General features: G+C 34.3%; 20 protein-coding genes. 17 read left to right on the top strand and 3 right to left on the bottom strand.

The features are described 5' to 3' along the window. Nucleotides 1-8 precede the first annotated feature (8 nt). Both JST55_10110 and JST55_10105 read left to right on the top strand, forming a co-directional pair. Nucleotides 9-392, top strand: coding sequence for a hypothetical protein (locus JST55_10110; GenBank protein MBS1493857.1), 384 nt, complete (start codon nucleotides 9-11; stop codon nucleotides 390-392). A gap of 12 nt (nucleotides 393-404) precedes the next feature. Next, the gene (locus tag JST55_10105) at nucleotides 405-1,571 is read left to right on the top strand and encodes an aminotransferase class I/II-fold pyridoxal phosphate-dependent enzyme (GenBank protein MBS1493856.1); all 1,167 of its coding nucleotides are present in this window, start codon (nucleotides 405-407) and stop codon (nucleotides 1,569-1,571) included. Between the two features lie 75 nt (nucleotides 1,572-1,646). On the opposite strand, the gene JST55_10100 is transcribed toward JST55_10105, so the two are convergent. Then, entirely contained in the window at nucleotides 1,647-2,012 is a 366-nt protein-coding gene (locus JST55_10100) for a hypothetical protein (GenBank protein MBS1493855.1), read from the bottom strand. Nucleotides 2,013-2,187: 175 nt separating this feature from the next. On the opposite strand from JST55_10100, the gene JST55_10095 reads away from it, so the two are divergent. Then, nucleotides 2,188-4,440, top strand: a complete 2,253-nt coding sequence (locus JST55_10095; GenBank protein MBS1493854.1) for a PAS domain S-box protein — start codon at nucleotides 2,188-2,190, stop codon at nucleotides 4,438-4,440. A gap of 11 nt (nucleotides 4,441-4,451) precedes the next feature. Next, nucleotides 4,452-4,862, top strand: coding sequence for a response regulator (locus JST55_10090; protein MBS1493853.1), 411 nt, complete (start codon nucleotides 4,452-4,454; stop codon nucleotides 4,860-4,862). A 2-nt stretch (nucleotides 4,863-4,864) separates the two neighbouring features. Here JST55_10090 and JST55_10085 read toward each other — a convergent pair whose 3' ends face one another. Further along, complete coding sequence (locus JST55_10085; protein ID MBS1493852.1) at nucleotides 4,865-6,166, bottom strand: hypothetical protein; 1,302 nt, start codon at nucleotides 6,164-6,166, stop codon at nucleotides 4,865-4,867. A 113-nt stretch (nucleotides 6,167-6,279) separates the two neighbouring features. Between JST55_10085 and JST55_10080 the strand changes: the two genes are divergently transcribed. The 12 genes from JST55_10080 to JST55_10025 all read left to right on the top strand — a co-directional run bounded on the left by JST55_10080 (nucleotide 6,280) and on the right by JST55_10025 (nucleotide 19,704). Next, nucleotides 6,280-7,677: an FAD-binding protein gene (locus JST55_10080; GenBank protein MBS1493851.1), complete on the top strand. Its 1,398-nt coding sequence runs from the start codon at nucleotides 6,280-6,282 to the stop codon at nucleotides 7,675-7,677. A 10-nt stretch (nucleotides 7,678-7,687) separates the two neighbouring features. Beyond that, complete coding sequence (locus tag JST55_10075; protein ID MBS1493850.1) at nucleotides 7,688-8,095, top strand: acyl-CoA thioesterase; 408 nt, start codon at nucleotides 7,688-7,690, stop codon at nucleotides 8,093-8,095. Further along, the gene (locus tag JST55_10070) at nucleotides 8,095-8,265 is read left to right on the top strand and encodes a Trm112 family protein (protein ID MBS1493849.1); all 171 of its coding nucleotides are present in this window, start codon (nucleotides 8,095-8,097) and stop codon (nucleotides 8,263-8,265) included. Before JST55_10075 ends, JST55_10070 begins: the two co-directional genes overlap by 1 nt. A gap of 23 nt (nucleotides 8,266-8,288) precedes the next feature. Beyond that, nucleotides 8,289-9,125, top strand: a complete 837-nt coding sequence (gene nadC / locus JST55_10065) for a carboxylating nicotinate-nucleotide diphosphorylase (GenBank protein MBS1493848.1) — start codon at nucleotides 8,289-8,291, stop codon at nucleotides 9,123-9,125. 82 nt (nucleotides 9,126-9,207) lie between these two features. After that, a complete protein-coding gene (locus tag JST55_10060; GenBank protein ID MBS1493847.1) occupies nucleotides 9,208-9,747 on the top strand; it encodes a hypothetical protein in 540 nt (179 codons plus the stop codon). A gap of 77 nt (nucleotides 9,748-9,824) precedes the next feature. Further along, entirely contained in the window at nucleotides 9,825-10,241 is a 417-nt protein-coding gene (locus JST55_10055) for a hypothetical protein (protein MBS1493846.1), read from the top strand. A gap of 108 nt (nucleotides 10,242-10,349) precedes the next feature. After that, nucleotides 10,350-11,837, top strand: coding sequence for an oligosaccharide flippase family protein (locus JST55_10050; protein ID MBS1493845.1), 1,488 nt, complete (start codon nucleotides 10,350-10,352; stop codon nucleotides 11,835-11,837). Next, complete coding sequence (locus tag JST55_10045) at nucleotides 11,827-12,720, top strand: tyrosine recombinase XerC (protein MBS1493844.1); 894 nt, start codon at nucleotides 11,827-11,829, stop codon at nucleotides 12,718-12,720. Before JST55_10050 ends, JST55_10045 begins: the two co-directional genes overlap by 11 nt. 587 nt (nucleotides 12,721-13,307) lie before the next feature. Continuing rightward, complete coding sequence (gene hutH / locus JST55_10040; protein ID MBS1493843.1) at nucleotides 13,308-14,840, top strand: histidine ammonia-lyase; 1,533 nt, start codon at nucleotides 13,308-13,310, stop codon at nucleotides 14,838-14,840. A gap of 7 nt (nucleotides 14,841-14,847) precedes the next feature. Next, nucleotides 14,848-15,759, top strand: coding sequence for a YihY/virulence factor BrkB family protein (locus tag JST55_10035; GenBank protein ID MBS1493842.1), 912 nt, complete (start codon nucleotides 14,848-14,850; stop codon nucleotides 15,757-15,759). Between the two features lie 28 nt (nucleotides 15,760-15,787). Further along, nucleotides 15,788-17,035 (top strand): PP2C family protein-serine/threonine phosphatase, encoded by a 1,248-nt coding sequence (locus JST55_10030; GenBank protein ID MBS1493841.1) that lies wholly within the window; start codon nucleotides 15,788-15,790, stop codon nucleotides 17,033-17,035. A 275-nt stretch (nucleotides 17,036-17,310) separates the two neighbouring features. Beyond that, a complete protein-coding gene (locus JST55_10025) occupies nucleotides 17,311-19,704 on the top strand; it encodes a T9SS type A sorting domain-containing protein (GenBank protein MBS1493840.1) in 2,394 nt (797 codons plus the stop codon). Between the two features lie 74 nt (nucleotides 19,705-19,778). On the opposite strand, the gene JST55_10020 is transcribed toward JST55_10025, so the two are convergent. Next, nucleotides 19,779-21,236 (bottom strand): hypothetical protein, encoded by a 1,458-nt coding sequence (locus JST55_10020; protein ID MBS1493839.1) that lies wholly within the window; start codon nucleotides 21,234-21,236, stop codon nucleotides 19,779-19,781. 169 nt (nucleotides 21,237-21,405) lie between these two features. On the opposite strand from JST55_10020, the gene JST55_10015 reads away from it, so the two are divergent. Continuing rightward, nucleotides 21,406-23,805: a T9SS type A sorting domain-containing protein gene (locus JST55_10015; protein MBS1493838.1), complete on the top strand. Its 2,400-nt coding sequence runs from the start codon at nucleotides 21,406-21,408 to the stop codon at nucleotides 23,803-23,805. The last annotated feature ends 117 nt before the right edge of the window (nucleotides 23,806-23,922 follow it).

Genomic DNA, 23,922 nt, shown 5'->3' with positions numbered 1-23,922 from the left:
CTTTTTTTATGAATAAAGCAATTGATGTTTTCATTGACGCACTTCCCGAAGAGGAAAAGAAAATGACGATTCAGTTGCGTGAAATTGTCCTATCGATAAATCCTTCCTTTGAAGAAAAATTTGCATACGGAGTTCCTTATTATTATTTGAAGAAAAGAGTCTGTTTTATATGGCCGACTTCAATACCAAGAAGTGGTTTAAGCGGAGGTGTTATGTTTGGAATAAGTCAGGGTGTGATTTTAAAAAAGAAGTTTGATATAATAAGATGTGGAACATGTAAAGTAGTAGGATGGATTCAGTATTTTAACTCAAAAGAAATAAAACCAAAAATAATTAAAGATATTTTAGTAGAAGCTGTAATCTTTCAGGAAATGCAAAATCTAAATTTTTAATATTTATTCAAAATGAAAAATCTTGATACAGTTGTAATTCATTCAGGTGATGAATTTAATGTTACCGGAGCAGTCGTCCCGCCTGTTTGGCAATCTGTTAACTATAAGACCAAAGATTTGCTGACAATGGCTAAAATCTCTGTTGAGGATAGACCTCTTGGGTTTTATGCCCGCTATGCTACACCTACTTTGAAGCAGCTCTCAAGAGTTTGTGCGGATTTAGAGAAGACGGAAGATTCAGTTGCCTTCGGTTCAGGCATGGCTGCCATCAGCTCTGCAATAGCTTGTACGTTGAAATCGGGGGATCATATTGTTGCGCAAAGTAATTTATACGCAACAACAATAAAATATCTGAGAGATGTTCTTCCTGCATTCGGAATTACAACTACATTTGTTGACCAGACTGATAATAAAGCATTTGAAAAAGCAGTTAGGAAAAGTACAAAACTGATTTATGTCGAGACCCCTTCAAATCCATTGATGAAAATTACTGATTTAGAATTCATAGGAAGATTATGTAAAAAGAAAAAAATAATTTCGTTAATAGATAATACATTTGCTTCTCCCATAAATCAAAATCCCGCAGATTTTGGAATTGATGTTATAATTCACAGCGCAACAAAATACCTTGGCGGCCACAGTGATGTTTTAGCTGGTGTTGTATGCGGTTCAAAAGAATTTATTTATAAGTGCTGGGATTACGGCCACGTTGTTGGTCATGTTCTCGCTCCACATGATGCATCTTTATTGTTAAGAAGTATCAAAACTTTACCAATGAGAGTAAAGAAGCAGAATGAAAATGCATTACTGATTGCACAATATTTAGAGGAGCATTTAAAAGTAAAAAAGGTTTATCATCCGGGATTAATATCTCACGCGCAATATGGACTTGCGGCTTCACAAATGAGAGGATTCGGGGGCTGTTTCAGTTTTGAACTGGACTGTACATATAAAAAAGCTGTGCAATTTGTTGAAGTTCTGAAATTATGTAAACTTGCAGTGAGTTTAGGTGGAGTTGAAACCGTTGTAACGCTTCCTGCTGCCCAATGGAAACCATTTTATACTCAGAAACAGCTTGCTGCTACCGGAATTTCTGAATCGTTAATAAGACTTGCTGTAGGGATTGAGAATCATGAAGATATAATAAAGGATTTAGAAAGAGGATTCAGAAAATTGTAATCAGAGAATAAATTTAGTACAAACAAAAAAGGCGGATATTCTCCGCCTTTTTTGTAAAACTGAATGGGATAAAAACTACTTCGTGGCTACATATGAATATGTGCCGTCGCCATTGATTTGTAATGTAATTAATTTACAAGCATCAATACCTGTGAAAGTAATATGTCCGCCTGCACCGTCCGTTATTTTCATATCGAACATACATGTTGTGCCGTAATCAGCAGGAATATTAACTGTTACTGTTGAACCGTTTTCAAACAGGTCATTTGGAAGGATATCATTTCCCCAATTTGCTGTTTCAGCAGGTGTTACATATACATCAACAAGAGTTACGCCAGTATTGTTGATAACATCAAAAGTTAAAGCCTGAGCTGAAGAATTTTTTGGGCTGAAGAATGAAAATCCTGCAGCAACTACTAACAGAAGAAGTAATTTTTTCATGTGAGAGTTTGGTTTAATTTGGTTTGAATTTAGTTAATATAAAATAAACTTAAAATGCCTTAGTTTGGCATTATGGTGTTAACTCATTATAAGAAAATTAGTTCCAAATTTTATTTACATTTTTAGAATCGGGTTTTATATATATCTTCACGAACATCCAAAGATACTATCAACAGTGAATAATTTAGATAACATTGATCTGTTAAAAGAGATCATAAATACAATCAATGAAGCTGTTGTTATCCACGACGAAAAAAATTCAATTATCCTATTTAACCGCAAAACTGAAATTCTTCTTGGGCTAACAAAAGAGCATTTACTTGGTAAAACTTCTTATGACCCTGTCTGGAAAGCTATCAAAGAGAATGGTATTCAATACACACCTGAGGAGCACCCTGCTGTTATTACAAATAAGACAGGTAATCCGTGCAAAAATATAATTATGGGTGTTGAACGCCGCGATAAATCTATTGTCTGGCTCTCAGTGAATTCACAAATCTTTATCGACCAGAATCAAAGACTCGTATTCGTTACCTTTTATGATGTCAGTGAAATAATAGAACTTAACAAAAAAATTGAACAATCCAAAAAAGAACTTGATCTGCTGGTTTCTTCTTTAGAAGATGTTGTTATTGAGGTAAACAAGAACGGGAAAATTTTAAATGCCTGGAGTTCGTATAAGAACTTACCTTTCAAGAATACAAATGAACTTACAGGGAAAAACTTTAATGACGTTTTTCCGGAGAAATGCACTGATAAATTTTTAGAAGCAATTGCCAAGGCTATTGAGAATCAGGCTTTACAGTATATCGAATGCGAAGATCCATTTGAGACTAAACAGAATGTCTGGTATGAAGCAAAAGTTTGTCCGATTTCCAGCAGGAAAGATATAGTTTCTCTTACTATTACTGACATCTCAGAAAAAAAAGAAATGGAAAGTAAAATTAGGGAAACTGAGCAACGATGGAAACTTGCATTGGAAGCTTCCGGTGATGGAATATGGGACTGGAATCCCCAGACAAACGAAGTCTTCTACTCCGATAAAACCAGAGAAATGCTGGGATATGATCCGAGTGAACTTCCAAATGATTTAGATGTCTGGAGGCAAATTATACATCCCGATGATTTGAAATATGCACATGATTGTATTCAGGAATATCTTGAGGGGAAATCAGACAGCTATCTTTCAGAAATAAGATTGAGATGCAAAGACGGCAGTTATAAATGGATACTTGCAAGAGGAACTATTACAGAATGGTCTGAAGATGGCAAGCCGTCAAGAATTGTAGGGACTCAGGCAGATATACAATCCATTAAAGATAGGGAAGGAGAAATTAATCTAAGCAATCAAAAATTTTCAAAAGCTTTTAAACATTCAGGTATCGGTAAAGCGTTAGTTTCAATTGAAGGAAAATGGATTGAAGTAAATGACGCATTGTGTGATATGCTGGGTTATACTGTGGAGGAACTTAGTAGTTTTACGTTTCAGGAAATAACACATCCCGATGATCTCGATAAGGACATGGAATTTGTTCGTAAGATGTTAAACAAAGAAATTGATTCATATCAAATGGAGAAAAGATATCTTCATAAAAATAAAAACTATGTTTGGGCTTTACTGACAGTTTCTTTAGTTTGGAATATAGACGGTTCTCCAAGATTTTTTATCTCTCAGATACAGGATATATCGGAATCGAAAAAGCTTATAGTGGATTTAGAAAACAAAAATAAGCAGCTTGTAACCACTACACTGGATTTAAACCAGAAGATACGACAGCTGGAAGAGTTTAACAGAATTGTTGCTCACAATATAAGAGGACCTGCAGGAAACATCAAAATTCTTTTAAATGAATATAATGATTCAACTGATGAAGAAGAAAAAAAGGAATACATTAATTATCTTAATGAAAGCTCTGAACAGCTTCTTCAGACATTAGCAGATTTAATGGATATAATAGAAGTAAGAATGAATAAAAATATTGAGTTCGAAAAATGTGATTTAAATAAAATAATAGAAAAGATTAAAAACCAGTTGCACGGGATTATAAAAGTCAGTGATGCGAAAATAATTCTTGACCTCGAAATAAATGAAATTTTTTATCCCAATATTTATCTCGAGAGTATATTATTCAATTTGATTAATAATTCTATAAAGTATAGAAATCCTGAAGTACCTCCCCAAATTAAAATATCTACATATAAAAACGACAGCGGAGATACATGTTTAGAAGTTAAGGATAACGGACTTGGCATTAATCTTCAGAAATACGGCAATCAGGTTTTTAAACTTCATAAAGTTTTTCACCCGGGATATGACAGTAAGGGAGTGGGATTATTTATGACTAAGAATCAGATTGAAACTTTTGGCGGCACTATTGAAATTGAAAGTACTGAAGGAGCCGGAACAATTTTTACAATTAAATTTTAAGTTTATTAATAATGATTAACGGTAAAACCGTATTTGTAGGTCTAGTTGATGATGACAAAGTGTTCCAATTTATAACAGCAAAGGTTTTAAAATCTTTAAACATTATAGACAGACTTTTTCAGTTTGAAAATGGCCAGGAGTTATTGGAATACGTGATAAAAAATTCGAACACCCCTGAAGAAATTCCTGATGTAATTTTTCTTGATATACAGATGCCGTTTATGGATGGATGGCAGTTTTTAAAGGAGTATTCTAATCTTAAAATTAATCTTCCCAAGAAAATCTGTTTTTATATTCTATCTTCTTCAATTAGTTTGATTGATAAGCAGCAGGTGAAATTATTTCCGTTTGTAAAAGACTATCTTGTGAAACCCATAGGCAGAGAAGACTATATAAAGATATTGGAATCAGTTTACAATTAATATTAACGGAGAAACGGCGGGTCTTTCCAATCCCACATTCTTTCCGGGTGAGTATCTATATCATTCGGTTTACCGTTCCATTCAATCCACACTTTCACATCAAGCGCTCCCCTGGTATGAATTAAAAAGCTTATAGTTATAAGCACGGCAAGAAGTATATCCATTGCTTTACGGTTTTTAAAAAACTCAGGATAGCTAAAGTAAGGAATTATGAAATATATTAAAATAGGCAATACATCGGAGATATACCTTGGCCCAAAGGACCAGCCATCCCACCATTTAGTTACCAATGATATTGAAATGTAATATAAAATAAAAATTGTAAGTAATATGAAATCAAGTTTGTTAAAAGATTTCATTTTAATTTTAATATAGATACCAATGGCAGAAAAGATTAACACTGGAGTAAAAATTAATAACCCTTTACCGGGGCTGAACATATTGCCTGCAAATGCTTCAAAAAAATTCGGGTGTCCTGCATCAGATAAAATGTTTACATAGTATTGATAATATGGAGAGAATATAGTTCCGTAAATAGAATAATTAAGAATAAAAAATCCTGCGAATACTGCCAAACCTGATACCAGATATATAACCGCAAACTTTTTGTTGGTAAGTATAAAATATAATAAAATGGCAAAGTAAAAAATGAGACCCGTTGGCCTTATAATAAAAGTAAAAGAGAGCATTATACCAAGCTCTATTACTCTTTTAACACTTAATTTTTCTGAAGTGAGATAATAAATTGTTATAAGCAAAAATAACATCAGCGGACCATGCATCCATAATGCTCTGCCTGCAACTGACCATAATGAAGTACAGAAGGCAAAAATAAAAGTAAGAATCATTGCATGCTTAACGTTGATAAATCTTCTCGCAATAAGAAAACAAAAGCAGGCGCACAATGCTACAATTAAAGAAGCAATAAAATACTCAACAACATAATAATAATTTGTAACATTTATTAATGTGAATCCTTTTTCCTGAAGATGTGTTTTTATATCAGGATTTATTATCAGCAAAAGCTCAAACACATATTCTCCTACAAATACAAAAGGCAATGCAAGGATAGAAACTCCGATTGGAAAGTAATTATAAACGTGCTCAGTGTTTTTCCAGATACCGTAATTTTCATGTTTCTGTATAACGTTAGAATATTCATCTAAATCAATATTGCGTTCATATATCATACTGTATGCAGTATGTATAGTCCAGCGGGAATCCCAAGCAGTTATATTTGTATTAAAAATATTCGCAGCAAATACTACGGCGAAAATTATATAAAAGAGTTTTTTGTTAGACACCTTTAAAATTTTACTGAAATTACTTCACTGAAATGTAAATTAAAACCCATTTAACAAATTATATGAAGGTATTTTTAACCTAAAATTTTCTTTTTATTTAGGTATTTTTCAAAATGTTTAATAAAGTCACACCTGAAATTATTTCAAAATTAGAATCCATCACAGGGAAAGAATGGGTATTTATCGATGCTGATTCCATTCAGAATTACTCTCACGATTATACAGAAGATTTTTCCTTTCCGCCTGAAGTTATAGTTAAACCCGGTTCGGCTGAAGAAATTTCAACTGTTCTTAAACTAGCAAATGATTATAAAATTCCCGTTGTGCCGAGAGGGGGCGGAACAGGACTTTCCGGTGGTGCACTTCCAATCTTCGGAGGCATATGTTTATCAATGGAAAGATTTAAAAAAATAATTGAGATAGACGAAGAAAATTTTCAGGCAGTTGTAGAGCCGGGAGTAATCACGCAAGTTTTCCAGGAAGAGTGCGAAAAAAGAAATTTGTTCTATCCACCCGACCCTGCTTCAAGAGGGAGCTGTTTTCTAGGCGGAAATTTAGCTGAAAGCTCGGGCGGACCTAAGGCGGTAAAATATGGAATAACTAAGGACTACGTATTAGGATTGGAATTTGTCACTGCCTCAGGTGAAATTATTAATACCGGTGCCCGTGTATTAAAAAATTCCACAGGTTATAATCTTACACAGCTAATAATCGGCAGTGAAGGCACCCTTGGAATTATTACTAAGATATATTTCAAGCTTCTTCCGCTGCCATCTAAAAAGAAAGTGATTCTTGTTGCTTATAACTCAATAAATGAATGTGCCTCATCTGTTGCAAAAATTTTTCAGTCGGGCATTACTCCTTCAGCTCTTGAAATGATGGAACGCTCTGCAATTGATGCAGCAAGAAGACAGTTAGGAAAAGAGTTTCCAAACTCACATGCTGAAGCGCAGCTGTTAATCGAAGTTGACGGCAACTACGAAGAGACTTTAGATAAGGATATTGAAAAGATAGCAGAGGTAGTTACAAACTGCGGCGCATTTGACATTGTATTGGCTGAAGATCAGAATAAGATGGCGGAGCTCTGGGCACTTAGAAGATGCATTGGCGAAGCAGTAAAATCAATTTCTGTTTACAAAGAAGAGGATACAGTAGTTCCACGCGCAAACATACCTGCACTTATAAAAGGTGTAAAAGAAATCTGCTCTGAATATGAAATCACTTCAATCTGTTACGGACATGCAGGGGATGGCAACGTGCACGTAAATATTTTAAAAGACAAAACCGATAACGAAACCTGGGAAAAAAATATTGACCCTGCAATAAGAAAAATATTTGAACTCACTGTTGCACTTGGCGGTACAATCTCAGGTGAACACGGAATAGGTTACTCACAGAAAAACTATCTTGATATAGCAATCAAGGAAAATGAATTGAATCTTATGAAAGATATTAAAAAAGTATTTGACCCTAATGGAATTATGAATCCAGGAAAAATTTTTAAAGATTAAAGAAAGAACTATGGTATCAGCAGAAACAACATTACGAGTACTTTATGCCCAGACAGATGTAATGGGAATAATGAACAACGTGCGCTACTTTGAATTTTTTGAAGCGGGCAGAAATAATCTTATGCGTGAAATGGGCTACGCATATACTGAACTTGAGAAAGAAGGATATGGACTATCTGTTGTTGAATCATATTGTAAATATATTTCCACTGCAAAGTATGATGACGTTGTAAGAATAAAGGCATTTATGGATGAAGTACCCGGAGTAAAAGTGAAAATCCATTACGAACTTTTTGTAGAAGAACGACTTATTGCAAAAGGATATACTATACTTGGTTTTATAAATTTAAAAACTATCCGACCTACAAGGCCGCCTGAAAAATTTGTCGAACTCGTAAAATCTCATATTAATAAATAATGGAAAAGATTGTAGAGAATATTGTATGCCCGGTTGATAAATCACCACTCATCAATAAGCAGGATTATTGGGAATGCACAAGGTGCGCAGTGAAATATAAAGTAACAAACGGAATTCCTAATCTTATACCAGAAGAACAAAATATTACAAACGAATCAAAAAAAGCTTAATGAATTACTATAACAATTTTGATATGAACGAAGCTTCACGTCTGATAAAAATGACGCTGAAGGAAGATATCGGTACCGGTGATATTACAACTGATAATCTTATACCTGCTAAAAATGTTTCGACAGCTAAAATTCTTTTGAAGGAAGAAGGTATAATTTCAGGTTTAAAAATATTCAAGCTTGTTTTTGATTTACTTGATAAAAATACCAAGGTAAAGTTCTTCGTAAAAGATGGTGACAAGTTAAAAAAAGGAACCGTACTTGGTGAAATTTCAGGAAGCACACGAACTTTATTAAAAGGTGAGCGAACTGCCTTAAATATTCTACAAAGAATGAGCGGCATATCTACTCTGACAAACAGGTTCATTCAAAATTTGAACAATCCCCGGGTCAGAATTCTTGATACAAGAAAAACCACACCTAACTTCCGTTTGTTTGAAAAGCTTGCTGTGAAAATCGGCGGAGGTACAAATCACAGAATCGGTCTTTATGATATGATGCTAATTAAAGATAATCACATTGAAGCAAATGGTGGAATTGAAAATACTCTTAACAGACTCACTTCTGTTAAAAAGAACTTTAAGATAGAGATTGAAGTGAAAAATCTCTTTGAGCTTATGATTGTCTGCACACTTGGCAAAGGAATAGTTGATATAATCCTGCTTGATAACTTCAATCTTAACGATGTTAAGGAAGCTGTAAAAATTATTAAAGGAGAATTCAAAATTGAAATCTCCGGCGGTATAAATTTAGAAACAATTTCTAACTATTCAAAAATTAAAGGCATAGATTTTATATCTGCAGGGGCTTTAACTCATTCATCTAAATCATTGGATATATCTCTTGACTTCATAAACTGAAAACAATAAAAAATGACTTCTGTCTTGAAAATCAGTCGTTATAAGCTTATTTTACATCAATATTCAACCTAAATCTTTTTATATGAAAAATACTTTCTACAACTTAAAATTTGTTCTGGCAATTGTTGTAAGTTTCACACTTTTAACTGCCTGCAGTAAAGTGAAAGAAATGGCAGATAAAGAAAAAGAGAAAACAGATAAAAAAGAAGAAACGACTAAAAAAGAAACAACTAAAGAAGAAACAAAAAAAGAATCCACAACTGAAAAAGAAGAAACTGCCGGCAGCAAACTTTATTTCTGCGAAGACTACAAAAACGGAAAAGAAATCGGAGTTAGCGACAGATTTACAACCGGATGGCTTACAGTAATGGTTAGAACAGATAAACCATTAGGAGTAGGCAAAGTTGAATTAAGAATGACAAAAATAAAAGATGCCGATGGCGATAAAATCAGCGAAAAAATAATTGATACAGTTCCATTTGATGTACAGGCAAACTGGGATTACACATATTTCCAGGATAAAAAGAGATTAAAATTCACTTCACCCGGTACATATAAAGTAACCATGCAAAAAATTGACGGAACACCAATTTGCAGCGGCGAAGTTGAAGTTACAAAATAAAAATTTTCTCGGGAACTTTTTTTAAACAAGTGAATTAAATAAATAATTTTTTCATAAACCAAAACGAAAGGTAATAAATGTCAAAACTTAAACTATTTTTCTGCATGGTGGCTATCGTAATCTTATTTGGAGCCAGCCACAAATCTTATGCTCAAAACGGTCCTGTAATGTATTTCTGTTCAAGCTACGGTTCATCAGGTGAAATCGATATCAGCGACAGATTCACAACAGGGTATTTAACAGTAATGGTTAAATGCAGTTACGCATTAGGTTTAAGCGATTGCCACATTCAATTTGATAAATTAAATATGAATACCGGCAAATTTGATTACTACAAAAAATTCCCTTACACAGTAAGTCCTGATATGAGTTACATATACTTTGAAGGCGAAGATTTAAGTTTCGACAAATCCGGTATATACAGAGTATTTCTACTGGACAGCAAAGACAGAACAGTTACTTCTGCTTTGATTGAGATTATTCCTAAGAAGTAATCTTAATACAGTTATTTTTTTAAAGCCGCTATCGATTCATTTCGATGCGGCTTTTTTTATATGATTATCATTTCATAAGATTTTGTAATTAAGTATTTTTGATTTACAATGCGAGACAAAATTAAATCTTTATCCAAAGACACGCTCATTTACGGCACAAGTACTGTCATTCAAAGATTTCTTGCATTTATTTTAGTCCCGCTTTACACCAATATTTTTTCTCCTTCTGAGTTCGGAATTCAGGCAAATCTTTTTGCTTACATCGCAATTCTTAATGTATTTTTTTCTATAGGATTTGAATCAGGCTACTTTAAATTTGCATCAACACTCGAAATAGGTGATAAGAAAGATAATTTCTCCTTACCATACTTTTCAATTTTTATAAACTCATTCATTCTCAGTGCTGTACTTTTCATTTTCCCTGTAAATCTTGCTCCGCTTTTTCAGTTAGCGCCTGAACGCGCGCCGATATTATTAAGATACTCTGCGCTGATTTTATTCTTTGATGCTGCCGTCTTGATTCCATTTGCTTACCTGAGATTAAGACGTAGAGCAAAAGTCTTCGGTACATTAAAGGTATTAAGCATAACTATTAATGTGAGTCTTAATATACTTTTCCTCTTAGTTTTTCGCTGGGGAATTGAGGCAATTTTTTTAGCTAATGCAATTGCATCGGGCGTAACTTTTATAATCTTTCTTCCTCTTATATTCAAAAATTTAACTTTCAGATTCAACAAACAGCTTTATAAAGAGATTCTTAAATTTTCTATTCCTCTTATTCCCGCAGGTATAGGAGCGAATTTAGTGCAGGTGATTGACAGACCAATCCTTCGATATCTTACCAATGAACAAACTGTGGGTATTTATCAGGCAAATTACCGTATGGGAATTCTGATGATGCTTTTCTGCTCGATATATGAATTTGCATGGAGACCGTTCTTTTTACAAACTGCTAAAGAGCCAAATGCAAAACAGATATTTTCAAAGATAATGACACTCTTTATTTTTGCTGCATGCGTGTTATTTTTATTCTTCAGTTTTTATATAGAGAACATTGTAAAAATTCCTTTACCGTTTAAAGGATATCTGTTGGGTAAAGCATACTGGTCGGGATTATACATTGTTCCCATTGTTCTTGCCGGATATTTATTCTATGGTATATATATAAATCTCATGGCGGGGATTTACATAGAGAAAAAAACAAAATATCTCCCGCTTATTACCGGCATTGGCGCAGCAATGAACATAATTGTAAACTTTGCTCTCATACCTAAATTCGGAATTACCGGCGCTGCTTATGCAACGCTTTTCAGTTACCTTGCAATGATGATTGGCATATATATGATTACAAAAAAGTTCTACAAAGTTGATTACGAGTTCAGTAAAATATATCTGATTTTCTTTTCCACTATAGCTACGTTTATTATTTATTCCTTTACTGCAGGAACGTTTCTCCACGAGTGGTATTTTAAAATTCTTTATATAGTACTATTTTTTGTTTTAATTTTTGCTTTTAAGATAATTACATTAAATGATATTAAAAGTTTAAGAGGTATTAAAAAACCCGCTAAACAAATTGTGCCGGATGAACTTTAATAAGTACATACAGGAATATCTCAGTTATCTTAAAGTAAGCTTAAATTACTCACCGCATACTATTACCTCCTATGAAAATGATTTAAAGCAGTTTGAAAATTTCCTTACGCTTACATTCGGAAAAAATGAATTTGATTTAAATGATATTGAGCTTCCTATTTTAAAATCATTCGTAGCTGATTTATTCGATGAAGATTATTCAAACCGAAGCATCTCAAGAAAAATCTCATTGCTGAAATCCTTCTTCAAATATCTTGCAAAGAAAAAATATATAAAGAAGAACACTGCCGCGACTCTGATATTCCCCAAGCTTGATAAAAAACTTCCTTCTTATCTTACTGAATCAGAAGCGGAAAAACTTTTTGAGCCCGAACAAACTGAAGACAGGAAACCTCTGGATGCAGCTATAATGGAATTATTTTATTCCACCGGTATCCGTCTTTCAGAATTAATAAATCTCAAAACCAGCAATATTAACTTCGCTAATAAAACGATTAAAGTTTTCGGCAAAGGCTCTAAAGAACGAATCGTTCCGTTCGGAAAAAATGCAGAGCAAAGCATTAACAAATATCTGAAAATCAGACCTGTTCCTGCAGAAGGCAACTCGGATATTTTATTTCTTAGTTCTAACGGCACCAAGTTATATCCAATGCAGGTCAATCGCATTACAAAAAAATCACTTGAAGGCATAACTGAACTCAAAAAAAAATCTCCTCATATTCTCCGCCATACATTTGCTTCTCACTTATTAGATAAGGGAGCAGATATTCGGGCAGTTAAGGACTTGCTAGGTCATGAGTCACTTTCCACAACACAGGTTTATACTCACATTTCTCCTGAAAAACTGAAGAAGGTTTATAAACAATCACATCCAAGAGCCTGATTTTGTATTAAGTATAAAGTAGAATGTATAATGTATAAAATCGTTTTATAGAGCATCTCTATCAATTATTTATAGTTAATTATAAATTGAATAAAAGTCGGGTTTTGGTCGGGTTTTTTCTTTCGGCAATCTCCAAATTCAATTTTTGAATAAAAGTCGGGAAAAGTCGGATTTTTGTTTAACAGACCTGACAGGTTTTTAATCCTGTCAGGTCTTCTTAAAACAATTTTTCCAACCTGACAGGATCTGCGAACTTGGCAGGTTTATTTAACAAAAGTAGGAAAAAAGTCGGGTTTTGAAAATCCGTTGTTGTAAAAACAATTCGCCAAGTCGAACCTTCGGTACCGATATTTTTTATATTGAAATAAGTCGGGAAAAAGTCGGGTTTTTCTGCAAAATAAAATCTGTCTTTTCAAAATTCTATATTCTGAATCTATATTGAGAAAGAACAAAAGCTGTAATTAATTTACAAACTTTTCTTTTAACCTTCCACTAAATCCTCCCCATTAGTAGTAATAAGGATTTTTAATTTTTTCTACATTTAAAATACGGGCTTATCTCTTTATATTGAATACTTTATATAAATAATGGCAAAAAACGAGTATATAATTGACGGCAGTAATCTCACAGTAGAGAATTCAATTTCTATTATTAGACAGGGCTTGAAACTGAAGCTGCACCCGGCTTCGGCAAAAAAAGTAAACGCTTCGCGAAAATTAGTTGAGGAATGGATTGCAAAAGATGAAGTTATCTATGGAATCACAACAGGATTCGGCGAGTTCAAAAACGTAAAAATTTCTGTTAAAGATATAAACATCCTTCAGCATAATCTTGTAAAATCTCATTCGGCGGGAGTCGGGAATTTAATTCCTGATGACGTTGTAAGGCTGATGATTTTATTCAGGATTAATTCTCTGGCTAAAGGATTTTCAGGTGTGCGGTTAGAACTTCTGGAATCGCTCATAAAATTTTTTAATTCAGGTTTAATTCCATTGATACCTTCGCAAGGTTCAGTCGGAAGCTCGGGAGATTTGTCTCCGCTTTCACAGCTTGCTCTTGCATTAATAGGTGAAGGAAAGTGTAAACTTAACGGAAGAGTAATTTCTTCCTCCGCTGCATTAAAAAAATGCGGACTTAAACCTGTTCAGCTTTCTGCTAAGGAAGGTCTTGCTCTTATTAATGGCACGCAGATGATGACAGCCTATGTATGTAAATCAATTTACGATGCAATAAATCTTTGCAAGCTTGCAGATATATCAGGCGCGATGTCACTTGATGCAATGAGAGGAATTGAAAATGCCTTCGATAAAAAAATTCATGAAATGCGTCCGCATGCCGGGCAAACAAAATGCGCATCTAATTTAAGAGCATTACTGAAGAACAGCGAGATAATGAAATCGCATGACCATAAAGTAAAAATTCAGGATGCATATTCGCTTAGATGTATGCCGCAGGTACATGGCGCAGTGAGAGATACTGTTAATTACTGTAAAGGAATTTTAGAGACTGAAATAAATTCAGTTACAGATAATCCTTTGATTTTTCCCGAGACAGGGGAATACATCAGCGGAGGAAATTTTCATGGCGAGCCTGTTGCATTTATTGCAGATTTTCTTGCGATTGCAATATCCGAACTGGGAAGTATTTGTGAAAGAAGAACTGCTAGAATTGTTGACGGCAGCTTAAGCGGTCTTCCAAGATTTTTAACAGATAAAGGCGGCTTACATTCAGGACTTATGATTGCGCAATACACATCAGCCGCGCTTGTAAGTGAAAACAAAGTTTTATCTCATCCTGCATCAGTTGATTCTATCCCCACAAGCGCAAATCAGGAAGACCATAATTCAATGGGTTCTATCGGCGCAAGAAAATTTTTTAATGTAACTGAGAATGTTAAAAATGTAATAGCTATTGAATTTTTATGCGCAGCGCAGGGACTTGATTTCCATCTCCCTATGAAAAGCGGCGCGGGAGTAAATGCAGCATATCAGTTAATAAGAAAAAAATCAAAACATATTTCTAACGACGGCATTTTGAATCTCGAAATTGAAAATATGAAAAGTATTATTCTTGATAACAATTTTTTACCTGCAGTAGAAAAAGTAACCGGTAAATTATAAAAGATAATTGAATTTCATTCTCGATAGAATACAGGATTTCAGAAAATATCTCAGGATAAAACGTATATATGTTACGGTCCGCTATTATGTAATAAAATTAATCAATAGATTTGAGCTGGACCATATATGGATTATGTCATCCGGCGTGGCATTTAATTTCCTGTTATGCATAGTTCCTTTTCTTTTAATTCTTTTTACAATTCTTGGATTATATTTAGACAGGTCAGTCTCAATAGAAAAGCTTAATGATAATTTAAACCATCTTATTCCGATTCCTGTAGAAATGCGTAACAGAATTACGGGGGAGCTGCTAGATAGAATACGTGAGCTTTCAAATAATACATGGATAACAGGTATAATAGGGTTAGTCGGTATGCTTTGGACTGTTAGCGGGTTATTCAGTGCCTTCAGAGATGTGCTCAGCAGAATTTATAATCTTAAGATTGAAAAAAATTATTTCATTCTGAAGATAAGAGACATAATTCTGGCTCTCTCAACAATTCTGTTATTTATATTGAGTCTGGTTGCAACATATACTGTAACCTTAGTAGAAATTGTATCAAAAGGAGTTTTCGGATTTGAAGTCAGTTTAAGCTTTCTGCAGAGTACGGTATCAGTTTTAATTGCTTATGCAATTTCATACATACTGTTTTACATAATTTACAGGTTTGTGCCATACCAGAATATTCCGAAGAAAGTCGTGCTATTTTCATCATATATTTCTGCAATACTGTTTGAGATTTTAAAGCATTTATTTTCGTTGTATATTCTGAAGTTCGCAAACTTCGGAAGAGTTTACGGAACTTATGCAGCGCTGGTTATTTTTATATTCTGGATTTATTATGTTGCGGTAATTTTTGTTGTCGGCGGTGAAATGGGAGCAATTTATCTAAACAGAAACAGACTAAAAATACTGTAAAACAATTTTGTAATAAGTAAAAACAATCATGGAACAAAGAAAACTCTACAAGACATTAGATAATATTATAAAGGAAGCGCCGAATTACGAGAAGAACGAAGAGCTGCTGCTATACGTGCTTGAACAGATAATTAAAACAGAGACCACGGAAATTATCGGAGGAAGATTGTGGAGACTCAACGAAACGAAGACGGGATATATTTTAATAGAGCAGGTCGGTGATATGGACCCGATTGAAAAAAATTATGAAATATTAGTTGCTAATTATCCAAAGTTCAAAGAGGTAGGGGCGCACCGCTCTGTAATGGCAAAAGAATCGGATACATATCTTGTTCAAAAAGGAATTCTCACGTTCTCTGCAACAGGAGTAGGGGAACGTTATAAAATAAGAAAACAGGATGAGACTTATCATCTTTACCAGTATCTTATTGCTTTCAATGCAAAGAATCTTCATGATAATCTTACCAATACACTCAATATAATAAGCACCACACTAAGCTATCTTCTGCGCTCAAGGCAAATAGAATTCAAAGTCAAAGAAGACAGAGAGGAGATGGAAAAGGCACGGGAGATACAGAAGAATATCCTGCCTGAACACGAACAGAAATTCGGAAATTATGAAATCTTCGGAATATCTTTACCTGATAAAGTCGTCGGCGGTGACTTCTTCGACTATCTTTCGCAGGAAGGTTCAGACAGATTAGGAGTTGTTATAGGGGATGCTGCCTCAAAAGGATTTTCGGCAGCTGCGCAAGCGCTTTATGTTTCCGGCGCTGTTAAGATGGGAGTAGAATACAGTATTAAAATGACAACAATGATAGGTAAGGTAAACAATTTAGTTTATGAAACTTTTCCGTTTGAAAGATTTGTTACATTATTTTATTGCGAGCTTTACGAAGATAAAAAAGGACTTTGCATGTTTGTGAATGCGGGGCACAACAGTCCGCTTTTTTATAATCATTCAAAAGATACAATTGAAGCATTGGATGCAACAGGCTCAGTGCTTGGAATTTCTTCAAATCAAAAATATTTATCGGATAGTATAAATCTTGATAAAGATGATTTTCTTGTGATGTTTACAGACGGCATAGTTGAAGCAACAGATGAAAATTTTAATTTTTTGGGAGAGGAAACTTTAAAGGACCTTCTGAGAAAATATAAAGATGAAAGCGCAAAGGAAATCTGCGAAAATATTTTAGAGTATGTGCAGAAGTTTTCTGCAAAGGCAACATACTCTGATGATAAGACTTTAGTTGTAATTAAAAGAATAAAGTAATTTTCTTGTATAAAACCGGCAGTAATTAGATTTTAAAATATAGTATAAAATATTATATTTATAAATCTCACTTCAATCTTTACCCCTTTAATAATAAAGCGAAATAATTTTTATCGGAAATTAATCATTTCTCTTATTTATTAATTTAATCCCCTGGCAGGGAATAAATAATAAATTCTTTGGTATGGTTTATGAATTATACCACATTAAATATTTAATATTGTAATAATTCTATTATAGCTAACAATTTTTTTTCTAATCTTACTTTTTATCCCATGAAAATTAAGCTATGTCTTATTTTATTTTTACTAAGTTTCACCAATCTTTTTTCCCAAACCTGGACGAAAGTACAGGAAGGAACGTTTACTTCCTTTGTTGAGCGGATGTCATTTATTAATTCCACCACCGGTTTTGCAACTTATGCTGAAAATACAGGCGGGATTGTTTACGTACTTAAAACTACAAATGCAGGAAACACATGGACAAAGATCACTACTTCATGCTCAAATGCACTTTATGATGTAAAATTTTTGAATACTACCACAGGTTATGTTGCAAGTTTCAATGGAGAAATAGCGAAAAGCACTAATGGAGGTACTAACTGGACTAACGTTTATAATAACGCAAGCGCATTTTCTCTGTATGCAATAAACTTTTTTGATGCCAATACAGGTTTTGCCGCAGGGCAGAATAATACTGTCAGAACAACAAATGCAGGCGCAAGCTGGACAACCGGAGGAGTAACTGATATAGTCTATTCATCGGCAGTACTCTCCACAACGAAAGCTATAATGTGCGGTACAAATGCAACTGATGGTTTTGTTTACACATCAACTAATGCAGGAGCAAGCTGGGTTTCAACGAATCTATCTACAGGCAATACGTTATATGATATTTTCTTTTTAGATGCCAATACAGGATTTACATGCGGAAATACCGGAGTTTGTTATAAAACAACTAACGGAGGCGGCTCCTGGTCACCATTGACTACGGGTGCAACTGTACCACTTTCAGTTGTATATTTCATTGATGCAAATACAGGATTTGTCGGGGGAAGCAATGCAAGCATCTACAAAACAACAAATGGAGGTACCAGCTTCACCCCTATAACTGCCAAACCATTAGTTACTCAGAGTAATTATGATATGTATTTCTTTGATGCGAATAACGGAATAATATCAGGAAGCAATGGAGCTTTTTATCAGACCAGCGACGGAGGAAATACGTGGATTATAAATAAGAATAATTTTACTGCTCAGTTAAATGCAGTCAGTTTTATTAATAGTACTACAGGTTTCGCCGCAGGTGTAGGGGGAGCAATGGAAAAATCAACTGACGGCGGACTGACATGGACGATACAAACGAATATTCCTGTCTCCACAAACTTTAACTGTATGAAATTTCCAACAGCTACAACAGGATATGCAGCGGGATTAAGCGGTAACCTTATAAAAACAACTGACGGTGGTTCAACCTGGAGTACGCAAACAACAGGTGTTGCTTCTGCGATTGCAGCTTTGGATTTTACTGATGCTAATACAGGTTATTTTACTGCGCCGACAGGAGTGATGAGAAAATCCACCGATGCGGGAGTTACATGGAATGCTTTAACTACAGGCCTTGCAACAAATATTACAGGTGTATCTTTCTCCAGCGCAAATACAGGTTACATAACTAGTACTGCCGGAAATATAAGAAAGACTACAAATGCAGGAACTAACTGGACCGCATTAACAACGGGCGTAGCTGTAACTATGAACGCAGTTTATTTTTTAGACGATAATACGGGATATGCAGTCGGAGCATCAGGAACAATTATTAAAACAACTAATAGCGGAACAAACTGGGTAACTCAAACATCCGGAACGACGAATGCACTTGCTGCAGTAAGATTTGGAAATACTTCAAATGGTATTGCAGTAGGTACTGCAGGTACAATACTTGTCACAACTAACGGCGGAACAAACTGGACTGCGCAGACAAGTAATACTACTGTGCCATTAAGAAATTCTTTTATTCAGCCAAACGGTAACGTTGTAACTGTAGGCGGAACCGGTACTATTCTTTATAGTAATGACCAGGTGCTGCCTGTAGAGTTATCATCTTTTACTTCATCAGTTCAGAATAAACGTAATGTAATATTGAACTGGCAGACAGTTACTGAGACAAATAATTCAGGCTTTGATATTGAGCGGGCTGTAAAATCTGAAAATCAGCAATGGAATAAAGTTGGATTTGTAGCAGGTAACGGAACGACAAGCATCCAAAGCAACTATTCATTTGAAGATAAGAATTTATCAACCGGGAATTATAATTACAGATTAAAGCAGATTGATTTCAACGGAAATTATAAATATTACGATTTAAGCGGAGAAGTCATAATTGGCAAGCCAAATTCGTTTGAGCTCTCGCAGAATTATCCTAATCCGTTTAATCCTTCAACAAAGATCTCATTTGAGATTCCGGTTGACGGATATGTATCATTAAAGATTTATGATATATCAGGAAAAGAAGTTACTTCATTGATTAATGAATTTAAAACAGCTGATTATTACACAGTAAACTTTGATGCAAAATTACTATCAAGCGGAATTTATTTCTGTAAGATATCTGCTCAGAGTGATTCAAAAGATTTTGTTAAGACGATAAAAATGATTCTATCTAAATAAAATTTATTTTTCTTTATTTATTTTTTAGCCGCGGCAGAATTCAAACACTGCTGCGGTTATGAATCTGACAAATATTACTTTAGCATTTCAATTTTATCCAGAATGTACTGCTTGTGGTAGTATCTTTTATCTGAATGTGCTTCATTGTAAATCTGCCCATCAATTTTCCTTCCTTCTTCTTCTGCTCTTATAATCTCATTAAAAAATTTAATTGCGTCCTCCATAAGTACCGAGTAAACTTCAGGAATTTCCTTATCAAGATAAAACTGTTTTATTGTCAGAAGAACGGAGAGCGCGCTTTCGTATGCTTTCATTTCAATATAGTTCATCATCATATAAAATCGTGCATTAATTTTTTCACCGATATCTTTCATTTTAAACTTGTTAAAGTAATCAAGAGATTTCTCATATTCACCCTGTTTAAAACTTAATATTCCCATTGAATAATTTATTTCGTTTTCACGAAGCTCTTCACTCAGGTAAGGGGCATATTCATTTATAAAGTTTTCAGTCCATTCGTATTTTCTTAAAATAATTGCGACAGTAAAAAAATTACGGAATAATCCGAGACTGATTTTCAGCAATGAATTCTCAGTAAATATATTCAGGCTTTGAAAGAGTTCTGCAAACTCAAATATTTCCCTTGAGAATTTTCTGTTAACGGGCAGTATTTTTTTAGTTACAAGATGAACTAAAATTGTAACAAAACTTAACTGGTCAAATTTCTTTACGGACTTTATTGTTTTAAAAATTTCAGATTTAAGTTCATAATAATTATTTTCATTAAAATCCTGAATCTGATAGTAGTACAGGAGGTATCTTATTTTTATGAAAGAAGCATACCTGTTATTCGTTGATTCAAGGTATAAAATAAATTTTCTCATATCCTGATTTTTCAAAAACTCATCTGCTACTGTATCTTTCTTTTCTGCTGGGTTATAAATATTTATATCAAAAACTTCTATACTTATATTGAGAGTTTCGGCGAGAAAAAACATTGTAAGTTTTTCAAGCACAGAGTGTACTGTATCGAGTCTTGCCTTTGAGAGATTTTTCTGCAGGTAGCCTTTATTATTAATAGAAGCGCTTCCGAGTCTGAAAAAGTAAAAGAACATTTCCATATCGAATAATGACTGCTCATAATTTTTATCATAACTTTTTTTTATAAAATTTTCAGATATACTGTAGTGTCCTCTTTTAGTAAGTCCGGCCACAATGTAACTGTCGAATTCACATCCCGAAGATTCCAGTTCTTCCATACCAATAAATTTTTTTAAAAGCATATTCAGTTCTGTGTACAAATTTCTTATAGTCTGCTCTTTGAATTCTTTTCCGGGATATATTTTCTGAAAAACACTTTTTAATTCAAAGGCTTCTTCTTTAAAATCAGGATGATGTATTCTGATAAGTTCATAAAGTTTTTCGATTGCAGGATTTGTATTGAAGTAAGGAGACTTTACAAAATTTCCTAATTTTTTGATGTCCTTTGCTGATAAAAATCTTAAAATTTCTGTAGTTTGTTTGGAAAGCATCTCAGAGGTATAAAATATCAAATTAAATATTGAATTTATTAATAATAAAGCCTACTAACAAATCAAATATGGGGGTAATGTCGGGAAATTTATTCTTGAAAATAAACTCTGTTCAAAATATTTTTGTATAATTGAAAAAGTAACATTTAATTGAAAATTCTACATTCCAATGAATCTGAAAAATTCTGTATTTCTTGTTATCCTCTTAATTGGATTTAATTCTTTAAATGCCCAGACCTGGACTACAAAACAAGTGGGCATATCGAACACTTTTATGCAGCGTATGTGGTTTACCGGTTCAACTACAGGTTATGCTACATCAGGTGATAATACCGGAGGTACCGGTTCTGTTTTGAAAACCACTAACGCCGGGCTGACATGGACTAAATATGTTACAACCTGTACCAATGCTACGTATGATGTAAATTTTCTAAACGCAAATACAGGTTTCACATGCAGCTTCAATGGTGAAATCAGCAGGTCGACCAATGCAGGTGTAAACTGGACAACGGTCTACGCAAACGGCTCAAGCAATTATTTATATACAATGGGTTTCTTAAATGCTAACACAGGTTTTGCGGGCGGCTTCTCTTACACTGTAAGAACAACAAATGGCGGAACGAACTGGACAGAAAGTTCTTTATCTGGCTTTCAATACAGCAATTCAGTTCTATCATCCACTAAAGCAATTATGTGCGGATCACAGACAGGTTCAGACGGCGGTGTATGGACTTCAACTGATGCAGGCGCCAGCTGGAATTACGTTCAAGTAACCGCTTCAAATATTTTATACGATATTTATTTCGTTGATGCAAATACGGGATATGTAGTTGGTGGCGGTGGCCTTGCATACAAAACTACTAACGGAGGTACAAGCTGGGGTTCTGCATTAACTACCGGAAGTACAAACACATTTCAATGTGTGTATTTTCAGAATGCTAACACAGGTTTTATTGCAGGAAGCGGCGGTAGTGTTTACAGAACTACTAACGGAGGAACAAATTTCACTCAATGCACAACAATTCCTAATATTTCAGGTCAGACACAATACGATATAGCATTTCTTGATGCTAATAATGCAATAATGAGCGGCTCTCAGGGAGCTTTATTTAAAACGACTGATGAAGGGTTGAACTGGACAACAGTGGGTAATAATCAGCAGTTAAATGCTATTACATTTGTTGATGCTAGTACAGGTTACGTTGCAGGAAACTCTTCATCTTTTCAAAAAACTACTGACGGAGGAAATACATGGCAGGTATATCAATCTTTTTCGGGAGCTATAACTTCTAATGCTGTGGAGTTTATTGATGCATCTACCGGCTATATTGCAGGAAATACAGGTAACCTCATTAAAACCACTAATGGCGGAGTTAACTGGACAGCATTGACTCCGGGAGTTGCAACCAATATTCTATCTCTCAAATTTCTTGATGCAAATACAGGATACTATGGCACTACAGCTGGCGGTGTGAGAATTACTACAAACGGCGGAGCAAACTGGACTGCGCTTACAACCGGAGCGGCAACAAATATCACTTCACTTTCTTTCCCGAGTGCCAATACCGGATATCTTTGCAGTACAGGTGGAATAGTAAGAAAAACAACTAATGCAGGTACTAACTGGACTTTACTTACTACAAAAATTACAGCTAATTTAAACAGTATTTATTTTCTTGACGATAATACAGGATGGGCGGTCGGCGCCAGCGGAAAAACTATAAGGACTACAAATGGCGGTTCTGTTTGGGATACAACTACTACTCCCGGCTCTACACAGGCACTTAATTCTGTAAGATTCGGAAGTGTAAATCAGGGAATTGCTGTTGGTAATACAGGAACCATAATGGTCACAAATAATGGCGGGGTTAACTGGAGCGCACAGACAAGCGGTACCACTGCAAATCTGCGAAGTGTTTATATCGGGCAGTTGGGTACAAGCTTATTTGTTTCAGGCGCCAACGGTACAATATTAAACAGTACAGATCAGGTTTTACCGGTTGAACTTTCATTTTTTAATTCTTCTGTAACCGGAAGAAATGTAAAATTATCATGGGGAACAATTTTAGAACAGAATAACTCCGGATTTACCATTGAAAGAAAAAATTCAGGCGGCGTTTGGAATGATATAGGATTTGTAAACGGTATTGCGACTACAAATCAACAGCAAAGTTATAGTTTTGATGATAGAAATCTTTCTTCAGGAAAATATAGTTACAGATTGAAGCAGATTGATTTTAATGGAAACTATAAATATTATAATCTTAGCAGTGAAGTGATAGTCGGTAAGCCAAGTTCATTTGCGCTTATGCAGAATTATCCTAATCCATTTAATCCTTCAACAAAAATTTCATTTGAAATTCCTTTAGATGGAATGGTATCATTAAAAATTTATGACGTAACTGGAAAAGAAGTGATGACGTTACTTGAAGGATATAAAACTGCAGATTATTACACCGTTAACTTTGATGCAAAAACATTAACTAGCGGGATATATTTCTGCAAACTTGCTATTCAAAATGAGTCAAGGAATTTTGTGAAGACGATAAAGATGGTATTATCTAAATAACACTTCTGAAGCTCTCTTTTCTAAAGGGAGCTTCAAAATTCCTCGCATTTCTTATTAATGCTAATTAATCTTCTATAAAATTTTAAATAACTTGCAATATTTATTTGAATTAACGTA

This window comes from Bacteroidota bacterium, assembly GCA_018266835.1.
Lineage (GTDB): Bacteria > Bacteroidota > Ignavibacteria > Tepidaquicellales > Tepidaquicellaceae > JAFDZO01.
The sequence above is the reverse complement of the archived record's forward strand: the minus strand, read 5'-3'. Positions and strand labels throughout refer to the sequence as shown.